The sequence below is a fragment of the Clostridium sp. DSM 8431 genome (assembly GCF_900116755.1).
Lineage (GTDB): Bacteria > Bacillota > Clostridia > Clostridiales > Clostridiaceae > Clostridium.
Window position 1 is genome coordinate 1 of record NZ_FPBY01000022.1, and the last position, 21,533, is coordinate 21,533.

Sequence of the window (21,533 nt, forward strand, 5' to 3'; positions counted from 1 at the left end):
AAACATTTTTCTGTTATTTATAATAATTTTAACTTTTAAGCCTTAAATAGGTAAATCTTGAAATGTTCTTTTATACCTTGAATGAACTTTCTTTGAAGTTGTACCACAATAAGGACAGCAAGGATACTCCTTAATAGATTTTACATAAATATAAATAGTATCTTCTATAATTTGATGTTGTATATATTCTAAATTCTTATCTAGTAATTTAATTAAATTATTCATCTTTTGTTCTTTCCCCTAGATTTTATTATTCAAATTATATAATAGAATCTAGGCTGTTTCAACTAACATTGGAAAGAACCGTTTTTTTATGTACTGGAGATTGAAAATTTTAGGAAAATATAAAATTTTCAAGTGAGCAAAATGTTATGAATAGGACTTTTAAGCTATCTAAAATGGTAAAGATATTAAAAAAATCGCAGGCTCAACAAAGCTGATTACTGTGCTGAAAAGCGTGGAAGTAGCTACTTTGTCCTAAAATTCATATGATAAATATAATTGAAATTCATTATCGATTGTGATATACTGGTTAAAAATGTATTTAAAGAAAGAAATGGGAGGGCAGTAATGAAGAGTAAAAATTTAAAAAAATATCTTTCAGTTGAGGGGTTTGAAGAAATTACTTTTGAAAAACTTTTAAAAAAATTATCTGAAAGATATAGAAATAATGTGGCCATTAAAGATAGGAGTGGAATAGTAACATATGACGAACTAATTATTAATAGCATGAAATTTGCAGGCAAGTTCGAAAAGTTAGGTCTTAAAAATGATAATATTGTGGTTTTACAATGTACTAATACTAAGGAGTTTGTAGAAATTTTATTTGCTTTTTTAATAATGGGAGTTGTTCCTGTCTTGGTATTACCAGGATATAGGGAGAAGGAAATAATAAATATAATTAAGAAGACTGATGCTTTAGCTTATATTGCTCCAGAAGAATATGTTGGTTATAAATATAATCAAATAGCTGATGTAATAAAGGCAGAATGCCCATCTGTTAAAACTATTTTGGTAGATGAATGTTTTACTAATTTAGATGATGAAGATGGATTAAGTAAAAACTGGTGTGGAAAGGTTTCTTATGATGATGTGGCAGTACTTTTAATGTCAGGTGGAACAACTGGAGAACCTAAATTAATTCCTAGAACTCATGCAGATTATATTTATAATGCTAGAATGTCTGCAAAAAGAAGTGGTTTTGATGAAAGTTCAGTATATTTAGCAGCTTCATCAATTGCTCATAATATGCCATTAGCATCACCAGGTATTCTAGGTACCTTATGTACAGGTGGAACTGTTATACTAAGTTATTATCTAAGTCCTGATGAAATTATGGACTTAATAGATAGTGAGGGAGTAACTATTACAAATTTTGTTCCTACAACAGCCAAACTTTGTTTAGAACTTTTAGAAACTGATGATTATAATATTTCAACTTTAAAGGTAGTGCTTATTGGTGGAGCACGAGTAGATGAAAAGTTAGCTATTGAAGTTATGGATAATTTCCATTGTATTTTTATAAATCAATTTGGGACAGCAGAAGGATTAATTTTGCTAACAGATCCAAAGGATACTAGGGAATGTTGTGTAAGATGTCAAGGAAAACCTATATCAGATGCAGACATTATAAGAATAATAGATAGTAATGAGAATGATGTTGAAAAAGGGGAAAGTGGAGAACTAGTAGTAAAAGGACCTTATACCATAGAAAGTTATTATAAAGAACCAACTAATGAATCTAGGTTTACAAAAGATGGCTTTTATAAAACAGGTGATAAAGCAGTAATTACAGAAGATGGAAATGTATGTATTCTCGGTCGTATAAAAGAACAAATAAATAGAGCAGGTGAAAAAATATTACCTTCAGAAATAGAAGATTATTTAATTCAAATTGAAGCTGTTAATAAAGTGGTTGTAGTAGGTATAGCTGATAATCTTCTTGGGGAAAGAAGTTGTGCTTTTATTGAGTTGAAAAATGATTTTAAGATAGATGAGCAAAAAATTCATGAAGAGATGTTACAAAGAGGAATTGCACAATATAAGATACCTGATCAGATTATGTTTATTAAGGAGTGGCCCCTTACCAAAATGGGAAAAGTTGATTCTAATAAATTAAAAGAAATAGCAAGTATTAAGTAATCTGCTCAGATATGATTTAAATATAGAAGAAGGTGAAATAAAGTTTTATGGAATATATATATATTAAAAATCAAATTAGGGCTCAATTGCCAAGTGGAGAGGATTTTGAAGATAATGAGAATTTGTTAAATTTGGGATTAGATTCTTTGAAAGTTATGAGATTAGTAAATCTATTAAGAAAAGAGGGAATAAGAATACCTTATGGTTTGCTTATGGAAAAACCTACCTTAGAACAATGGTGGAAGCTAATTTGTAGTAAAAGTAAAAAAGTTACTAATGTGCCTAAGATAATAAAAAAGCAGGGAGCAAAAAGTTATGAACCTTTTCCATTAACAGATGTTCAATATGCTTATAAAGTAGGAAGAAATGAAGGGGAGGAACTTGGTGGTGTTGACTGTCATGCATATTTAGAATTTTCAGGACATGATGTGGATGTAGATAGGCTTAATAAGGCATGGAAAAAGGTCCAATATCATCATCCAATGTTAAGAGCTAGATTTTTAAAAGATGGTACACAAGAAATTATGGATAAACCTTATGAAGAATATATAACAGTTATTGATCTTAGGGAAGATATAGAGGTTGAAAAGAAGTTAGAGGATATAAGAGAAGAATTATCTCATAGAAAACTCGATGTAGATAATGGGCAGGTAGCATCATTAAGATTATGTTTACTTCCTAATAATGAAACCAGAATTATTTTTGAATTAGCTTTGCTAGTGGCAGATGTTCAAAGCATGCAGATTATACTTAGAGATTTAGCATCAGCATATGTTCTTAAGGAATTGCCTAAAAAATCTAAAGATTGGAGTTTTAAAGTTTACCTAGAAAATATACAAAAGTCAGAGGAAATGGAAAGAGATGAAGCAAAGGAATATTGGAGCAAGAGAGTAAAAGATATGCCTTTTGGACCTGAATTACCTTTAGAAAAAGATCCAAGATCAATTTCAAGCCCTAGATTTAAAAGAAGAATTGTTAGAATTTTAAAAGATGAATGGCAGATATTAAAGGAAAAGTCTGCAGAAAATAAATCTACACCTGCAATGTTGCTTTTATCAGCTTATGCTTTAATATTGGAACGTTGGAGCAGCAATAAAAAATTCTTAATAAACATACCTTTTTTCAATAGAAAAACGGAATATGAAGGCTTGGAAGAGGTAGTGGCAGATTTTACCACATTATTACTATTAGAAGTAGATATAAATAGTAAAAAAAGTTTTGTTGAAGTATTAAATTCTGTGCAAGGTCAGATTCATGAAGATATGAAATATACAGCTTATTCTGGAGTGCAGGTTCAAAGAGATATAACAAAAATATATGGAGAAAAACAAAATATTGCACCAGTTGTTTTTGCTTGTAATTTAGGTAATACACTAGTAAATGAAGAGTTTACAAATAATTTAGGTCAGTTTTCATATATGATTTCACAAACTCCAGGTATATGGTTAGATTTTCAGACTTATGAAGATGAAGAAGGCGTAATGCTTACTTGGGATTCTGTAGAAGAGTTATTTCCAGTAGGAATGTTAGATGATATGATTAATAGCTTTGAAGAGCTTTTACATAATTTAAGTAAAAAATCATGGAATGAATATTTTGATGTATTGCCTAAAAGTCAAAAAGAGTTTATAGAAGCTCAAAAATATATTGATCATATTGAATATCCTAAATGTCTTCATACTAAATTTATAGAGAAGGCAAATGAAGCACCAGATAAGATTGCTATTATTGATTCTAAAGAAGGAAAAACAATTTCTTATGGTGAGCTGCTTAATATGGCTGTATTATTGTCTAGTTTTTTAATTGAGAATGATATTCACAAGCGACCTATAGCTATTTCAACTACAAGAGGATATAAGCAAGCAGTAGCAGCGTTAGGAATCTTAATGTCAGGAAACTTGTATGTTCCAGTTACTTTGAATCAACCTAAAGAGAGAAGAAAGTTAATACACGAAAAAACAGGAATATATTATACCATTACTGATGAGAGTAATTATAATTTAACTACCTGGCCTAAGGATGTAAAAGTATGGACAATAGAAGAGATTCTAAGTAAAAAAATTATAACAAAATTACCAAAGGTTTCACCTGAAAGTCCTGCTTATATAATAATGACATCTGGTACAACTGGTCTTCCTAAAGGTGTTGAGATTACTCATAAGGGTGCTTGGAATACAATTAATGAGGTAAATAAAATAATTAATTTTAAATCTGAAGATAAGATTTTAGGTATATCTGCTATGGATTTTGATTTATCTGTTTATGAATTGTTTGGAAGCTTAGCTGTTGGAGCAACTCTTATTACAATACCTGATGAAAAGAGTAAAGATACTGAATTCTGGTTAGATTTAATTTTAAAATATAAGGTTAATAAATGGAATTCTGTACCGGCATTGCTAGATATGCTTCTTATATATACAGAACTTAAGAATGAAAAATTACCTTTAGATACAGTAATGCTATCTGGAAACTGGATTGGAATGGATCTTCCTAAGAGGTTAGATAAAGTTTCAAAGAAATGCAAGTTTATAGCTATGGGAGGAGCTACTGAAGCTAGTATTTGGTCAAATTATATTGAAGTAAAATTACCACTACCAAGTAATTGGAAGTCAATACCTTATGGAAGACCTTTGCCACATCAAAGTTATAGAGTTGTTGATGATAATGGATTAGATGTGCCTTTTTATGTTGAAGGTGAGCTTTTAATTGGTGGAGATGGAGTTGGAACTTATAGAGGAGATGATAAGTTAGTCTCTGAAAAATTTATAAATGAATATGATAACAGATGGTATAAAACAGGAGATAAAGGAAGGTTCTTGAGTGATGGAACTATAGAGTTTTTAGGAAGAAAGGACTTTCAGGTAAAAATACATGGACATAGAATTGAACTTGGAGAAATTGAGTCAGCATTAAAGTCTATAGATAATGTTAAAAATGCAGTTGTAGAAGCTAATAAAGGTAAGATTGGAGATAATCATTTAATTGCTTATTTAGAAACTGAAGAATGTGTAAAAGAACCACTATATTATTTGAAAAATGAGGTTAAAGAGAAAATAGAAAGTAAGAAATTACTACTAGGTGAAAGTGTGGAGTTTAAAGATGATAAACATCTCTATAATGAAATAATTAAATATGCAGAAAAAAGAGCATGTAAGATTATGTTAAATACTTTACAGAGCTTAGATATATTAATACCAGGGAAAAGATATACATACAGTGAAATTACAGAAAGTAGTAAGGTCATAGATAAACAAAAAGAAACAGTTAAATGCTGGTTAGAGGACTTAATTTCACATGATTTTGTTGAGAAAGAAGGAGTATTTTTTGCTGCAAAAAAGAATTATGAAATAATCTATAAAGGAAATAAAGAGGATATTGAAGCTTTAGATACTTATTTAAAAACTTTAGAAGAATATTTAATTGAAGTTATTAAAGGAAGTAAGAATCCTGTAGATGTTTATTATGATGAGAAAAATAAATTATCACCAAATGATTTGCTAGCAGCTTTACCAGGAAAGGATGAAAGCTTAAATACTTTGATTTTACAAATTAAAAAAATAGTTCAAGATTCAAAGGAAAAAGTAAGAATTCTTGAATTTGGTACAAGAGATATTGAAACTACAGGTAAAATCTTAAAAGCAGTAAAGGATTTGAATATTGAATATGTATATGCCGATTCATCAGCTTATTTTATAAATAAAGTAAACGAGCTTAATCATATATATCCTTTCTTTAAGACAAAAATAATGAGCTTAAAAAAGGGTGATGAAAGGGCTTTAGAAGAAATGAAATATGACTGTGTTTTAGCAATTAATGCAATACACAAAATGAGTGCTATAGATGAGTCATTAATAGAAATTGAGAAATTACTAAATTCAAGTGGTTGTTTATTAATGCTTGAACTTACAGATAAGAATTGTCTTCAACATATTGCAGCAACTGTATTAGAAAATGATAAGACAAAAGAAAGTAGATCTTTAATATTAAGCAATAGTGAATGGATAAAGAAGTTAAAGCAAAATAATTTTGAGTATGTATGTTCATATCCTAGTGAAGATTCATCAATAGGAGGAAGAAATATATATGCATCAATATCAAAAAAAGGACTATATGAATTAGATATTAAATATATCAGAAAAGAAATTGAAGAAAAGCTACCGGAATATATGATTCCCAAGGTGTATTACAGTTTACATAAGATTCCTATTAGTAAAAATGGAAAGATAGATAGAAAGAGTATAAGTATATATTCAGCTTCAAAGATAGAGGAACATAAAGTAGAAGAGGCTGTTACGGAAACAGAAAAGAAACTTTCTCGTATTTGGAAAGAAATATTTGAAGTTGATACTATAGGAGCTTTAGATAATTACTATTTATTAGGTGGAGATTCATTAATTGCTATAAGAATGTTTGCAAGGGTTAGAGAAGTTTTTAGAGTAGAATTCTCTATTATGGACATTATGGAAAATAAGACATTAAGAGAGCAGGCAGCTTGTATAGATAAACTTATAGAAAAGGGTAAAGTAATTGAATCAAGTTATTATGTAGAGATTAATGGAGATAAAAATAAAGAAAATGAACCTTTCCCATTAACAGATGTACAGCAGGCTTATTGGATTGGGAGGAAAGGCTTATATGACTTAGGCCAGGTTTCAACCCATTGCTATTTTGAATTAGATAGTGAATATACAGATGTTAAAAAGCTTCAAAAAACTTTAAATGATATGATTAAATATCACGGAATGATGCGTGCAATAATACTTCCTTCAGGTGAACAACAGATATTGAAGGATGTTCCAGAATATAAAATTATAACAACTGATTTAAGATTACTTTCAGATGAAGAAAAAGATAAAGAATTAAAAAATATTAGATTAAAAATGTCTCATGAAGTTATTGATACAGAGAAATGGCCTTTATTTGGAGTTAAAGGAACTGTTTTAAGTGATGAAAAGATAAGGCTTCATGTAAGTTTTGATAACTTAATTTTTGATGGATGGAGTATGTTCCACTTACTATCAGAATGGCTAAAGAGATATTCTGATGAAAATTGTAGTTTTGAAGATTTAGATTTTTCATTTAGAGATTATGTTTTAGGATTAAATAAAATTAAGAAATTAGGGTCCTATGAAAAAGATAAGAAGTATTGGATGGATAGATTAGATAACTTTTCATCGGCACCAGATATTAAACTAGCAAAAAAAGAAATGGATATTAAAAATCAGAAATTTAATAGAAGAAGTGATTATTTAAGTGAAAATGAATGGAGTAATTTAAAGTTAATAGCAAAAGAATATGAAATTACACCAGCATCCATGCTTATTGCTGCTTATTCAGAAGTTTTACGTAGATGGAGTTTAAATTCAGATTTTGCTCTTAATATTACACAATTTAATAGAGAAGGGCTTCATCCTCAAGTAAATCAATTGGTGGGAGATTTTACTACTTTAACATTGTTAGAAATAAAGAATAGTAAAGAAGATACTTTTTTGAAGCGTGTAAAAAATCTTCAATCACAGCTTATTAGAGATTTAGAACATACCCATTATAGTGCTGTTGAATTTGAGCGTGAACTAAAGCAAAAGAAGAGAGATATAAAAGGTTCTATTATGCCAATTGTATTTACAAGTGGTTTAGGAATTAACAATAGTGGAAGTGATAAATGGATTGGAGAGCCTGTTTATAATGTTAGTCAAACACCTCAAGTTTGGTTGGATCATCAAGTGCTAGAGCAGGATGGAGGATTAAGCTTGTTTTGGGATAGTGTGGATGAATTATTTTATAAAGGTATGCTGGATGAAATGTTTGATTCATATACAAAGCTTTTAAAAAGATTAGCATATGATAAGAGTTTATTTAATATAAAGTCTACAAGTTTAGTAGAAGTTCCTATTTCAATAGAAAGGGAAGAAGCCAATAAAACTGAGAAGCAGTTAGAGGATAAGACTTTAGATAACTTGTTTTTAGAAATGGAAAGAATATATCCTAATAAGGTTGCTGTAATTAATAAGGATAAGAAAATTACTTATAGAGAATTAAAGGAAAAGGCTTTATATATTTGTAAAGAACTAAAAGATATTAAAACAAACAAAAATGAGCTAGTAGCTGTTTTGATGAAAAAAGGATGGAAACAAATAGTTTCTGTATATGGAATATTGTTTGCAGGAGCAGCTTACTTACCATTAGATACAGATAATCCAAAAGAGCGTTTAGAAAAGATATTAGAAAATAGCAATGCAAAAACTGTATTAGTAAGTAAGGAATATTTGAAAAATAATAAGTGGTTAGAGAAATGGAAATGCATAGAGGTTACTGGTGAAAATCTAGAGAAGGATATATCAATTATTGAAGATAAAGATTCATCTTCTTTAGCTTATACAATTTATACATCTGGAACAACTGGTACTCCTAAAGGTGTAATGATTAGCCATAAGGCAGCAGTAAATACAATACTAGATGTTAATGATAGGTTTAAGGTTTCTAAAGGAGATTCAGCATTAGGTATATCGAAACTTCATTTTGATTTGTCTGTGTATGATATATTTGGGATTTTAGGTGTAGGAGGAACACTAATTATTCCTGACAATAATAAGATGAAAGAGCCATCACATTGGATTGACTTAATGAATGAAAATAATATTACTATCTTTAATAGTGTACCTGCATCTATGGAAATGGTAGTTGAATATGAGGAATATGAAAAAAGGCTAGATAGAAAAGATTTAAGACTAGTATTAATGAGTGGAGATTGGATACCAATGTTTCTGCCAGAGAAAATAAGAAATATATTTACTGGTGTAAAACTCATATCTTTAGGAGGAGCAACAGAGGCTGGAATTTGGTCTAATAGTTTTGAAATACCAAGGGAGATTCCAAAGGAGTGGAAGAGCATACCTTATGGAAAGCCACTGTCCAATCAAAAATATTATGTCTTAGATGAAAATTTAAATAATTCTCCAGACTGGGTTCCAGGAGGATTATATATTGAAGGAAAGAGTTTGGCTTCAGGTTATATGAATGATGAAGAAAAAACCAATGAAAAGTTTATTATTCATCCTGTAACTAATGAAAGATTATATTTTACTGGAGATATGGGGCGTTATTGGAGTGATGGAAATATAGAGTTCTTAGGAAGAATGGATTTCCAAACTAAAATTAACGGATATCGTATTGAACTTGGAGAAATTGAAGCAGCATTTAATAGCTATCCTAATATATTAGAAAGTTATGTGCTATGCGTACAAGGAAATAAAGGTAAAGTCTTAGTAGGATTCTATCGCAGTAATTTAAATTTAGGTGAAGAAGATATAAAAGAACATTTAAGATTACTTTTACCAGAATATATGATTCCTAATTATATCATGTCATTAGATGAATGTCCTAAGACTGACAATGGAAAAGTTGATAATAAAAAGTTAATTAAAATAGCAGAGGAAACTATAAAAAGTATAAATTTAAATGAAAGAAAAGAATTAGTATCAGATGAAGAAAAATCAATAGGAGAAGTTTGGAAGGAAGTATTGGGGTATGAAAATCCAGGAGCAGAGGACAACTTCTTTTCAAATGGTGGAGATTCCTTAAAGGCTCTACATTTTGTAAATGGTATTAATGAGAAGTTTAATGTAAGAATATCTATGCAAGATATTTTTGAAAATTCAACAATATCTAAGTTAGTAAAATTAATCTTCTCAGAAAATATGAAAACAGCAGATAGCAATGAAGAAATAGAAGAAGGATTTTTTTAAGGGGGATAAAATGAAAATAGAAGAAATACTTTTAAAGTATCAAGAAAAAGGTGTTAAATTTCAAGTGAGAAATGGAAAATTAGGTTTTACTGGACCTAAAGGTGTTATAGATATAGATGCAAGAAGAGAATTACAGGAATATAAGGAAGATATTATTTCATATTTAGAAAAGCACGATGATAGTGTAATTATTGATAAGGATAATAAATTCAAGGAATTTAGGCTTACTGATATTCAATCAGCTTATTTAGTAGGGAGAAATGAATCTTATACTTATGGAGGTATAGGATGTAAGATTTATTCTGAATTTGAATTTCCACATTTAGAAGTATCAAAATTAAATGAAGCTTGGAAAAGAGTAGTTGAAAATAATGATATGCTTCATGCTGTAATTAAACATAATGGAGTTCAACAAATTTTAGAAGAATATACTGTACCTAAAATAAAGGAATGGGATATGAGAAATGTTTCGAAAGAAGAAGCAGAAAAGCATTTAAAAAGTGTTAGAAAAAGATTATCAGAAAAGCAATATAGCATAGATGAATGTCCATTATATGACTTAGAAATTACAACTTTAAAGGATGATTTAACAATTCTTCATTTATCATTAGACATGTTAATAGCAGACTTTACAAGTATTAATATTATAATTGATGAATTAGAAAAGAGTTATTTTAATGGGGAGATACCTTCAAAGGAATTGTCTTATAGGGATGTAATTGTTTATCAAGATAATGAAAAGAAATATCCTAAGTATTTAGAAAAGCATCTTAGGGATGAAGAGTACTGGAAGGAAAGAATTTCAACAATGCCTGAAGCACCAGATCTTCCTAAAGACGAGGTAGAGGGTAAAATTTTAATTAAACAGTTTAATAATTATATAGATAAGGATAGATGTGAAGTTTTACAAAGTTTTGCTGATAAAAATAATGTTACTCTTTCAAGTGTTATTTTATCTTTATATGCTGAAACTTTGGCTTATTGGTCAACTGAAAAAGACTTTTCTATTAATATAACTATGGCAAATAGACCTGATATTCATTCAGAAATTAAAAAGATTATTGGTGATTTTACTGTAGTAGACATATTGGAAGTTAAAACAAAGGAAAATAAAAAATTTAGTGAAAGACTTCAAGATATACAAAAACAATTATGGTCTGATTTAGAGCATTTATCTTATACAGGGGTAGAAGTTCTACGTCAAATGACTAGAGAAAAAAAGAAAGAAGTTATAATTCCATATGTTTATACAAGCACTTTAGGATTAGATAAAAGACAAAGTAAAGGAAAATTATTATATAAGATAAGTCAGACTCCACAGGTATTAATTGACTGCCAGGTTATGGAGTATAAAGATGGAATTTTAGTTAACTGGGACGTTAGAGAAAATATATTCCCAGCAAGGATGATAGAAGATGCTTTTGAGTCTTTTGTAAAATTACTTAATGAAACAGATATAGATAGATTGCAATGTGAAAATTCTATAATAGATTTACCTAAAGATACTATAGAAGTTAGAAGAAGAGTAAATTCAACAGAGGAAGAATTCTTAAATAAGACATTACATAAGGGATTCTGTGAAAATGTTGAGTTGTATCCTAACAAAGAAGCTTTATTTAGTAATGGAAGAGTTTTTACTTATAGAGAAGTTGGGGATTATGCAATGGCTATAAAAAATAAGCTTATAGATTGCAACATTGAAAAGGCTGATATAGTTGCAATAGAATTAGATAAAGGAATATGGCAGCTGGCAGCAGTTTTAGGTACACTTCTAGCTGGAGGAACATATCTTCCAATTGACATGGAATATCCAAGATTTAGAAAGGATAAAATAGAAATTAGTTCGAAGGCGAAATTTGTTATAACTTCAAATAAAAATGAAATAAGCATAGGAGAAATAGAAGTTATCAACGTTGAAGAGTTAGAAGTATTAAAAAATCAACAAGTAAAATCAGAGATAGTAGATTCCAATAGTCCTGCTTATATAATTTATACATCAGGAAGTACAGGAGAACCTAAAGGTGTTGTAATTTCTCATAAAGCAGCTATGAATACAATTCAAGATATGGTTAAGAGATTTAATATTACACGAAAGGATAGAGTATTAGGAATAGCAAATTTAGCATTTGATTTATCAGTATTTGATATATTTTCAATGTTCTTTGTTGGAGGAAGTATAGTGTTTCCAGAAGGAGATAAGGATATTGCTGAGTGGAATAGACTAATTAAAGAAAAGGAAATTACTATTACTAATACAGTACCAGCTCAAATGCAGATGTTATCATCATATTTAGAAGCAGAAAAAGAAAAAGGGTCAGATAAAGTAAGATTAACGTTGCTTTCAGGAGATTGGATTCCAGTTAATCTTCCTAAGAGATTATACAATTTATTTGATAATGTAAAATTAGTAAGTTTAGGTGGAGCTACTGAAGCTAGTATATGGTCAATAAATTATGAAATTAATAAGAATGAAAGTTTTGAGAGAAGCATTCCATATGGAACTCCTTTATCAAATCAACAATTTTATGTGTTAAATGATAATATGGAGGAATGTCCTAATTACGTAAAAGGAAAGTTATTTATTGCAGGTATGGGACTAGCAGATGAGTATTTAGGGGATAATAACTTAACTGATAAGAAGTTTGTATTTTCTGAAAGATTAGGCAAGAGATTATATGATACAGGAGATTGTGGAAGATATTTACCAAATGGTGTAATAGAGTTTATAGGAAGAGTGGATAATCAAGTTAAAATCAGAGGACATCGTGTAGAATTAAGTGAAATTGAATCTGTTATTAATTCATACAATGATGTAGAAGAATCAGTAGTAGTTCTTTGGGAAAAAAATGAAGACATAATAAAGGCCTATGTTCAACCTTGTGTTGAAGAGTTAAAAGAAGATAAAAATGTTATATCTAAGTTAGAAGAAAGAAGCAAATACTTTAATTCAAGTGAGGACTTCTTTAGTGCAACAGTTGATAACTTTAAAGAATGGTTACATAATTCAAATCATACGGCATTATTAGATATATTAAAAACATTTATAAGTGTTGGAGTATTTGCAGACAAAGATAGATGGTATTCTTTAGATGAAATATATAGATTAGTTAAAGTTCATCCATATTATGAACCATTAATAAGAAGATGGCTTAGAGCTGTAAAGACAGAAGGTTATGTAGAACTAAGTTCAGAAGATATAAAATTTAGATTAAATACAGATATTAAAATAGATGATGCTGATAAGTCCTGGGAAAATTGGAGTGAAGTAGATAAAAAAGTTCACTATAGTGATTTAATGATGAATTTCTTTAAAGATACACGTGAAAACTTATTACCATTATTGAGAGGAAAGCTTGATCCAATTGATTTATTCTTCCCTAAAGGTGATTTTAAAGTAGCACTTGCAGCTTATAAAGATAATATTGTTAGTACATGCACTAATAAAGTTGTTGTTGATAATATAGAAATTTTTGTAAAGGAATTTAATAAAAAGAATCCTGGTAAGAAATTTAGACTTCTAGAAGTAGGAGCAGGAGTAGGTGGAGTAAGTATTGATTTAATTAATAGATTAAAAGATTACTCTGTAGAGTATATTTATACAGATATATCTCATTCTTTCTTAAATGAAGCACAGAAAAGATTTGCTGAGTATCCTTGGGTTAAATATGGTTTATATGATATTAATGAAGATTACTGGGATCAAAATTTGACAGCATCTTCTTTAGATTTAATACTTTGCAATAATGTATTACATAATGCCAATGATGCCTTAAGAGTTTTAAAACAATTTAGAGAAATGTCAGTACCAAATGGTAATCTTGTTATCATAGATGCTACAGGAAATAATTATGCATTAATGACTTCTATAGAGTTCCTTAATGGATTAAATGGTGTAGAAGATTTTAGAGCAGAAGATGAACAGATATTCCTAAGAAAAGGCCAATGGATAGATGTGCTTAGAAAGGCTGGCATTAATATAATGTCAATGTTTCCAGAGAAAGATAATCCATTAGAAGTCTTAGGTCAAACAGTATTTGTAGCTAAATTTGCATCAGAAAAGAAGAGAATTGAAAGTAAAGATATAGAGACATATTTAAAGGATAAGCTTCCTGATTATATGCTTCCTAATTCAATAGAAGTTATTGAAAATATGCCATTAACAAACAATGGAAAGGTTGATAGAAAGGAACTTCAAAAAAGAGTGAGTGGAGAAAATCCATTTATACAATCAGAAGGTGAAGAGCCAGAAACAGATTTAGAAAAAGCAGTAGCTGAAATTTGGAAAGAATCATTAAAGAGAGAAAGCATATGGAGAAATGAAAATTTCTATGATGCTGGTGGAGATTCATTATTAGTAGCCCAAGTAGTAGCTAAGATGAAGGAAAAAATTCCAGAAGCATCAGACTGGGAATGGGATAAATTAATGGTTGCTTTAATTGAAGCTCCAACAATAGAAGGACTATGTAAAAAGCTAATTGAAAAAGAAACTGGTGATGTAGATTCTAATGATAAAGATAGTTGCATAATCACTTTAAAAGCAGATGATGAGAGTAATATTGCTAAGGTTTTAGTACATGATGGTACAGGAACAATAAGTCCCTATAATTATGTAATATCTTATATGAATAAGTGTGAAGGACGAGCATTATTAGCTTTAAGATGTAACAATATGGATGAGTATTTATCTATAAGCTCTAATAAACTTATACAAACTTTAGGTGAGAGATATGCTGATCAATTAATTAAGACTGGAAAAACAGAATTTGAATTAGTTGGTTATTGTATGGGAGGGCTTATTGCTCTTGAAATAGCTAAGGTTTTAGAAGAATCAGGAATGAAAGTTAGATCTCTTATAAATATTGATACAACACCAAGTAGAAGAATGCTAGATAATGAGTTGCTTATGGAAAGAGGTTTTGGAATGATTATTGGTGCAGATGTAAGAGCTATAGGACATACAGTGGATGATGAGCTGTTAAAGAAAGCTATTAGTAAGCTAAGTGAAAAACATAAAGGATATATATCTAATGAAGATTTACTAAAACTAGATGGTGAATTTAAGCCTATTAGCGAATGCTATGCTAAGCTAATAAAGAAAACTCATGAAGAACGTTTAGAAGATTTATATTCAACATTATCTGATAAAAATGGAGAAGTACTTGGATATAACAAGGAAAGATTAGATATTTTATATAAGGTATTCTGTCATAGTTTTAGAGCAGTAATTTCCTACGATGCGGGAATCTATATGGGAGATACAAAGGTATTGAGCTGTAAGGATAAGAATACTGATTTCTTACCAGTTGAACCTACTGATAATGAAGAATTCTGGAGAAGTGCTGTCATGGGAAATGTAGATATTGTGCCAATAGAAGGTAAGCATTTAACTTGTTTATTACCAAGTTATGCTAAGGATATTGCAAGTATCTTAATGATGGAGGATTAGTATGAATAAGTTCATAGGAATTTTAGGATATAGAGGATCAGTAGGAGAATGTGTATTAAATTGTCTAAAAGATAAATATCCAATAAAATGTGGACAGAGATCAGAAGTGGTTAAAAGAGAAAATGGTATAAAATATGTTAAGCTAGATATTTTAAATAGGAGTGAATTAGAATTATTCTGTGAAGATTGTAATGTAGTAGTCAATTGTGCTGGGCCATCATATTATTTATCAAAAGAGATAGCAGAAGTTACTAAAGAAAAAAATATAGGATATGTAGATATTTTTGGAGTGGATATATTGCAAACTTTAAAAGAATCCAAAAATAATACAATGATTTTAGGTGCTGGAAGCCTTCCTGGATTATCAGGAATGCTTCTAGCATGGATAAAAAATAAGATGGATGATCATAGCATTGAAAAAATGAATGTCTATGCTGGGGGAAATGAAGAAGTAACCACAGCAGCATGTGTTGATTATTTACTTAGTATATTTAAGGGCTTTGGAAAGTCTAATGTATATTATTATGATGGAGAAGTAAGAAAGGAAACAAGAAAGGCTATAAGATTACCAGAAGTGTTTCCAAGGAATGCAAGAGGTTTTGAATATTTGACAGAAGAGATGATATTAAGTGCAAGTAAAAATAAAGTTAAGGAATTACATTGGCATAATGTACAGATTCAGAATTCCTATAAAAATATTATGAATGAAGCTTTTTTACAAGTATTAAAAAATCCAGAGAAGGAGAATATATTTCATGTTGCTAGAAATGTAAAAGATAAGATATTAAAGGATACTGAAAGCACAGATAAATGGTATAAAATTTGGATTGAGGTAATTAAGGGTAAAACAATAGAAAGCTATGGGTTTAAATGTGATAATTCTAGCCTTATAAATGGCAAAGTTGCATCTATTTGTGCAGAAAAGCTATATAACTGTAATAGTGATTCAGGAATATATTGGCCTTTTGAAGTTCTAGATAGTAAAAAAGTTTTAGAAGATCTTATCTCAGAAGGAATTTTAAATATTATACATAATGATAAAGATTTAATATTTCAATATAATTTAGACTATGAAGTAGGTGAAATTTAAAATGGACAAAAAGATTCGAGTTATTGTTAATGGAGTGGGGTTTGGACAGTTTTATTTAAGAGCCTTAGAAAACCTTAAGGAAGAATATGAATTAGTAGGAATACTTTCTAGGGGAAGTGAATGGTCTAAGAAATGTGCCTGTAAATATGGAGTCCCTTTATATACTGATATTGATGAAATAACAAAAGATATGGTTGATTTAGTATGTGTAGTAGTAAAATCAACTGTTGTAGGAGGGGCTGGAAGTAATATTGTAGAAAGAATTCTTGAGAAGGGGATTAATGTTATCCAAGAACATCCTGTTCATCAAGATGATTATATTAAGTTTATTAAGATAGCTCAAAAGAATAATTGTAGCTATAGGCTGAATACTTTTTATCCAGATTTAATAAATGTATCTCGTTATATTAAATTAAGTAATGGATTGAAAAAGCATTGTAATATTAAATGTATAAATGCAGAGTGTAGTGTACATGTTTTATTTCCTATGATAGATATATTAGGAAGAGTCATTGGAAAACTAAGGCCTTGGAGGTTTGAAAAGATTGAAAATACAATAATTAGTTCACCTTTTTCCATGATTCAGGGCTATATTGGAGAGGTTCCTATATGTATCAATATTCAAAATCAATTTGAACCTGAAGATCCTGAAAATAGCATATTATTGTTTCATAGGATAGTTACATATACAGAGTGTGGAAATTTAATAATGACAGGAACAAATAATAATATTATTTGGGAACCTAGTATGAATAAACAATTAAGTAAAGATGGTTTCTTTCATGCAGAAGAAGAAAAAAATAAATTTTTAGATTTATTAGTTTATGAAATGGATAATACTGCTGAAGGAAAAACTTTAAGGGAAATGTATCTAGAAATATGGCCAGATAGTATAAGACGGTTTATGAAGAGATTTTATTATGATTTCATAAATGGAAATAAGAATAATAAGGAAGTACAATTTCTTTTAGGAGCATGTCAAGTTTGGAAGGACTTAGGCCAATGTATTGGAGCAACAGAGATGATAGAAAAATATAAAAAAGTTCCTTTAACATTAAAAGATTTGAATATTAAAGAATAAATAAGGGCACTGCTTATATTACTTTTAGGGATATAAGCAGTGCTCTTATTTATATGCCTTGAGAAATTTTACGGTATTCAGTTGGTAATAATCCAGTACTTTTCTTAAATAATTCTGCAAAACGGCTTGGATTACTGTAGCCGATTGTGTTAGAAATAACTTTTATGGGAAGTGTTGTGTTTGCTAGTAAGTTTTCAGCATGTCCCATACGGCGTTGTTGTATATATTCTGTTATAGTGCAGTTGTTGTATTGCTTAAAGCAGCTTTTTAATTTAGAAACTCCCATGCAGGCAATTTTTGAAAGATTATTTAAAGAGAGTTCTGATACATAATGGTCATTTAAATAGGCTGTTAAGTTTTCCATCTGATGTATGTCAGAATCACTAAGCTTTTTCTTGGACTTTTTTTGTGATCTTTTTTGATACTCAATTATAAGTGATAGGCTTTCAGTAACTTTGGCATCATAAAATAAGTGGGCCGCAAGTCCTGTACCTTTGTAGTTTTTTATTTGATATAGAACTTGAACTAACTCTGGAATATATACAGTTTCTTCTATATTGTTAAAGGCTAAATTAAGTGAATTATATTCTTCTGAATATCTAGTTTTTAAATAATCTTCGTAGTAAGCAGGCATAATTTCAATACCAATAGATCTAATTGGAATCATTTTATGAATTAAAGCTCTATAGTTTGAATGATTTCCTATTGAGGTTTTTATACATCCTGCCATAAGTTTTCTATAAGGAGAGAATTCTTCACCAGATATAGATTCATAGTAAGTTAGATTCATACATTCATTTAATTCAAGTTCCATTAAGAAATCTTCGTAAAAGAAGAAATCATGCATTTTTATGGAAAATAAGTTTGCTTTAGAGTATATCCAGTAAGTGCCCTCACCTAAGTCTCCAGAAAGTTTCCATTTAACACCTAAAGAATCATTGTTTTCATCATCAACAGTTAAAGTAAACCCATTTTTACATAAAAAAGGGTTATAGTATTCTTTAATAATATCATTCATATGCATTTACCTTTCATACCTCGATTAGCCAAATCAATACCTTGATTAGCCAAAGGTTATTTAAAACTATTGAAAAATATTATCAATAGAGTATGATTTTTAATATAAGTTAGCTAACCAAATGTTATCATAATAGAATTTTTTAGTCAATATAACAAGAAAGATTGAAAAGGAGGAGTTTAAATGACAACTCAAAGAAAGATAAATCAAAAGGGTCTTACAGTAAAGGACCTAGTTACAACAGGAATTTTTACAGCATTATTTTTTGTTTTCACTTTAGTGGGGGGGATTCCTTTTGCACCTAATCCAGTTCTTACTTTTTATATGCCAATGGGAAGTGCACTACTTTGTGGACCAATTTATTTATTAATGGTTGCAAAAGTACAAAAACCTTGGAGCATTACAATTTTAGGACTGATTATGGGAGTAATCTGGTTTGCAACAGGTATGCATTGGGCATTTTCATTAGGATATATAGCAATGGCAATAATAGCAGATATTTTTGCAGGTCTAAAAAAATATAAGAACAGTATAGTAAATTTAATTTCATATGTTATTTTATCCCTTGCAGGAGTTTATACATATGTACTATTTTTTATTGATCCAGAAGGATGGGCTGGTACTATGCTTAAAAATGGTACAGAACAAGCTTACATTGATACTATGAGTGCATCAGCATCATCATGGCTATTATATGTAATTATTTTTGGAACAATAGTTGTAGCAGCTTTTAGTGGATGGATAGGAAGTAAAATGTTAAAGAAGCAATTTCAAAAAGCAGGTATTACAGCATGATTAAGATGAGAGATAAAAAAGGTGTATGGTTTGACCCAAGAACAAAATTATTACTGATAATTATTTGTGTATTTTCAGCAATGATGGCTCCATCATTAAAATATGAATTAGGATTGATTTTTCTTATTTTTATTTGCGGTGTATTTTCTGGAAAGAATAATTATTCCTTTATAGCTTTAATTGTTTATGGTCTTGTGTATGGATTTACAAGTATTGTTGTTAATATGGATAGCAGTATACTTCGTACAATGTTAATTGCATTTTTGGGGTTATTTCACAAAGTATATCCTTGTGGTATGTTATCAGGAATTTTTATTTCAACAACAAAAGTCAATGAATTTTTATCAGCAATGAACTACTTAAAGATACCAAAGAAGATTGTAATTCCAATGGCAGTTATGCTGAGATATATTCCAACAATTCGCGAGGATTGGAGCTTTATAAAAGATGCAATGAAGATGAGAGATGTTGCACCATCTATTGGAGGCTTTTTGAAAAATCCAAGTGTGACTATTAACTGTATTTATGTACCTTTAATGATGGCAGCATCTAAAGCTTCAGATGATCTTTCAATAGCTTCAGTAACAAGAGGAATTGAAAATCCAAAGAGTAGAACTTGTTTAGTTCAAATAAGGATAGGCTGTTCAGATGTTATTATAGCTATTTGTTTTCTTGCTTACTTTATTTTAGGTCGCTGTTTATAAAGGAGGATAAATATGATTACTCTTAAAGATATTTCATTTTCTTATCCAGGAAGAGGTGATGCAGGACTTAAAAGTATTAATTTAGAGATAAAAAAAGGTGAATGTATTTTATTGTGTGGAAGAAGTGGATGTGGAAAAACTACTATTACACGTTTAATAAATAAATTAATTCCATATTTCTATGAGGGCAATTTAGATGGAACTGTATTAGTTGATAATATCAATAGTAAAAGTGCAGAAATGTATAGTATATCAGAAAAGGTAGGATCAGTATTTCAAAATCCTAGGACTCAATTTTTTAATGTTGATACAGACAGTGAAATAGCTTTTGGTATAGAAAATGAAGCACTTCCAGAGGAAAAACTAAGGGAGCGTGTAGATAAAACAATTAATGATTTGCAGATTCAAAAATTAAAGGGGCGAAATATATTTAAGCTTTCAGGAGGAGAAAAGCAGAAAATAGCCTTTGCTTCTGTCTATGCAATGAATCCAGATGTATATCTGTTAGATGAACCTTCATCTAATTTGGATATGGCTGCAATCAATGATTTGAAGAAATATTTAGCTTTTATAAAAGGTCAAGGCAAAACCATCATTATAGCAGAACATAGATTATATTACTTGTTAGATTTAGCAGATAGAATTATATATCTTAAGGATGGGAAAATTGATAAGATATATAATTCAAAAAACTTCAGAGCAATACCTAATAAGTTAAGAAAAGAAATGGGACTTAGAGCTGTAGAGTTAAAAAGTGTTCATCCAGTAAAGGATAGCTTTAAAGTTAATAAACCAGTTCTTGAAATTAAGGATGTAACACTTAGGCATGATAAAAAAGCTATATTAAAAAACATTAATGTATCTGTTGGAAAAGGAGAAGTAGTAGCTGTTGTAGGATCTAATGGAGCTGGGAAAACTACATTTTCAAGAACCTTATGTGGATTGCACAAAGAATATACAGGAGATTTTTTTTATAAAGGTAAGAAATGTACAAATAAAGAGAGATTAAAAGAGTGTTATATGGTTATGCAGGATGTAAATTATGAGCTATTTGCAGAAAGTGTAGAAGTAGAAATGTCCTTTGGAATTAAAAATCCAGATAAGGACTTAATTGAAAAAACAATGGATGAGTTAGGAATACTTCCTTATAGAAAATATCATCCCAATACCTTATCAGGAGGACAAAAACAAAGGATAGCTGTAGGTGTAAGTATGATTTCAGGAAAAGAAATACTTGTATTTGATGAACCAACTTCAGGACTTGATTATGATGGTATGATTAAGGTTTCTAAACTTATTAATGAACTTTCAGAAAAAGGGAAAATTATTTTTATTGTAACTCATGACTATGAATTTGTTTGTAATACTTGTTCTAGAGTAATTCGTTTTCATGAGGGAACTTTAAAAGATAATTTATTAGTTACAAAAGAAAATGAAGATAAATTATACCAGATATTTTCTATAGATAATTAAGAAAATAAATGCATTATAAGATGTAGTAATTTTTGAAAG

The 21,533-nt window shown here is 29.4% G+C and carries 10 protein-coding genes; 8 read left to right on the top strand and 2 right to left on the bottom strand.

Annotated features, from left to right (window positions below; genetic code table 11):
- Positions 1–42: 42 nt before the first annotated feature.
- On the bottom strand, positions 43–225 hold the full coding sequence (locus BM384_RS03660; protein WP_090011181.1) for a transposase family protein: 183 nt from the start codon (positions 223–225) through the stop codon (positions 43–45).
- 345 nt (positions 226–570) lie between these two features.
- On the opposite strand from BM384_RS03660, the gene BM384_RS03665 reads away from it, so the two are divergent.
- From BM384_RS03665 to BM384_RS03685, 5 genes are read left to right on the top strand one after another with little or no spacing between them, the layout of a single operon-like run.
- A complete protein-coding gene (locus BM384_RS03665) occupies positions 571–2,142 on the top strand; it encodes an AMP-binding protein (RefSeq protein WP_090011183.1) in 1,572 nt (523 codons plus the stop codon).
- 47 nt (positions 2,143–2,189) lie between these two features.
- A complete protein-coding gene (locus BM384_RS03670; RefSeq protein ID WP_090011185.1) occupies positions 2,190–9,887 on the top strand; it encodes a non-ribosomal peptide synthetase in 7,698 nt (2,565 codons plus the stop codon).
- A 10-nt stretch (positions 9,888–9,897) separates the two neighbouring features.
- Complete coding sequence (locus BM384_RS03675) at positions 9,898–15,333, top strand: non-ribosomal peptide synthetase (protein WP_090011188.1); 5,436 nt, start codon at positions 9,898–9,900, stop codon at positions 15,331–15,333.
- Position 15,334: 1 nt separating this feature from the next.
- The gene (locus BM384_RS03680) at positions 15,335–16,423 is read left to right on the top strand and encodes a saccharopine dehydrogenase family protein (RefSeq protein ID WP_090011190.1); all 1,089 of its coding nucleotides are present in this window, start codon (positions 15,335–15,337) and stop codon (positions 16,421–16,423) included.
- Position 16,424: 1 nt separating this feature from the next.
- Positions 16,425–17,504: a Gfo/Idh/MocA family oxidoreductase gene (locus BM384_RS03685; protein WP_090011192.1), complete on the top strand. Its 1,080-nt coding sequence runs from the start codon at positions 16,425–16,427 to the stop codon at positions 17,502–17,504.
- 49 nt (positions 17,505–17,553) lie between these two features.
- Here BM384_RS03685 and BM384_RS03690 read toward each other — a convergent pair whose 3' ends face one another.
- Positions 17,554–18,522, bottom strand: a complete 969-nt coding sequence (locus BM384_RS03690; protein WP_090011194.1) for a helix-turn-helix transcriptional regulator — start codon at positions 18,520–18,522, stop codon at positions 17,554–17,556.
- A gap of 183 nt (positions 18,523–18,705) precedes the next feature.
- On the opposite strand from BM384_RS03690, the gene BM384_RS03695 reads away from it, so the two are divergent.
- From BM384_RS03695 to BM384_RS03705, 3 genes are read left to right on the top strand one after another with little or no spacing between them, the layout of a single operon-like run.
- The gene (locus tag BM384_RS03695; RefSeq protein WP_090011195.1) at positions 18,706–19,317 is read left to right on the top strand and encodes an MptD family putative ECF transporter S component; all 612 of its coding nucleotides are present in this window, start codon (positions 18,706–18,708) and stop codon (positions 19,315–19,317) included.
- The gene (locus BM384_RS03700) at positions 19,314–20,021 is read left to right on the top strand and encodes an energy-coupling factor transporter transmembrane component T (RefSeq protein WP_090011197.1); all 708 of its coding nucleotides are present in this window, start codon (positions 19,314–19,316) and stop codon (positions 20,019–20,021) included. The genes BM384_RS03695 and BM384_RS03700 overlap by 4 nt, the downstream gene beginning before the upstream one ends.
- Before the next feature lie 12 nt (positions 20,022–20,033).
- Positions 20,034–21,494, top strand: coding sequence for an ABC transporter ATP-binding protein (locus BM384_RS03705; RefSeq protein ID WP_090011199.1), 1,461 nt, complete (start codon positions 20,034–20,036; stop codon positions 21,492–21,494).
- Positions 21,495–21,533 lie beyond the last annotated feature (39 nt).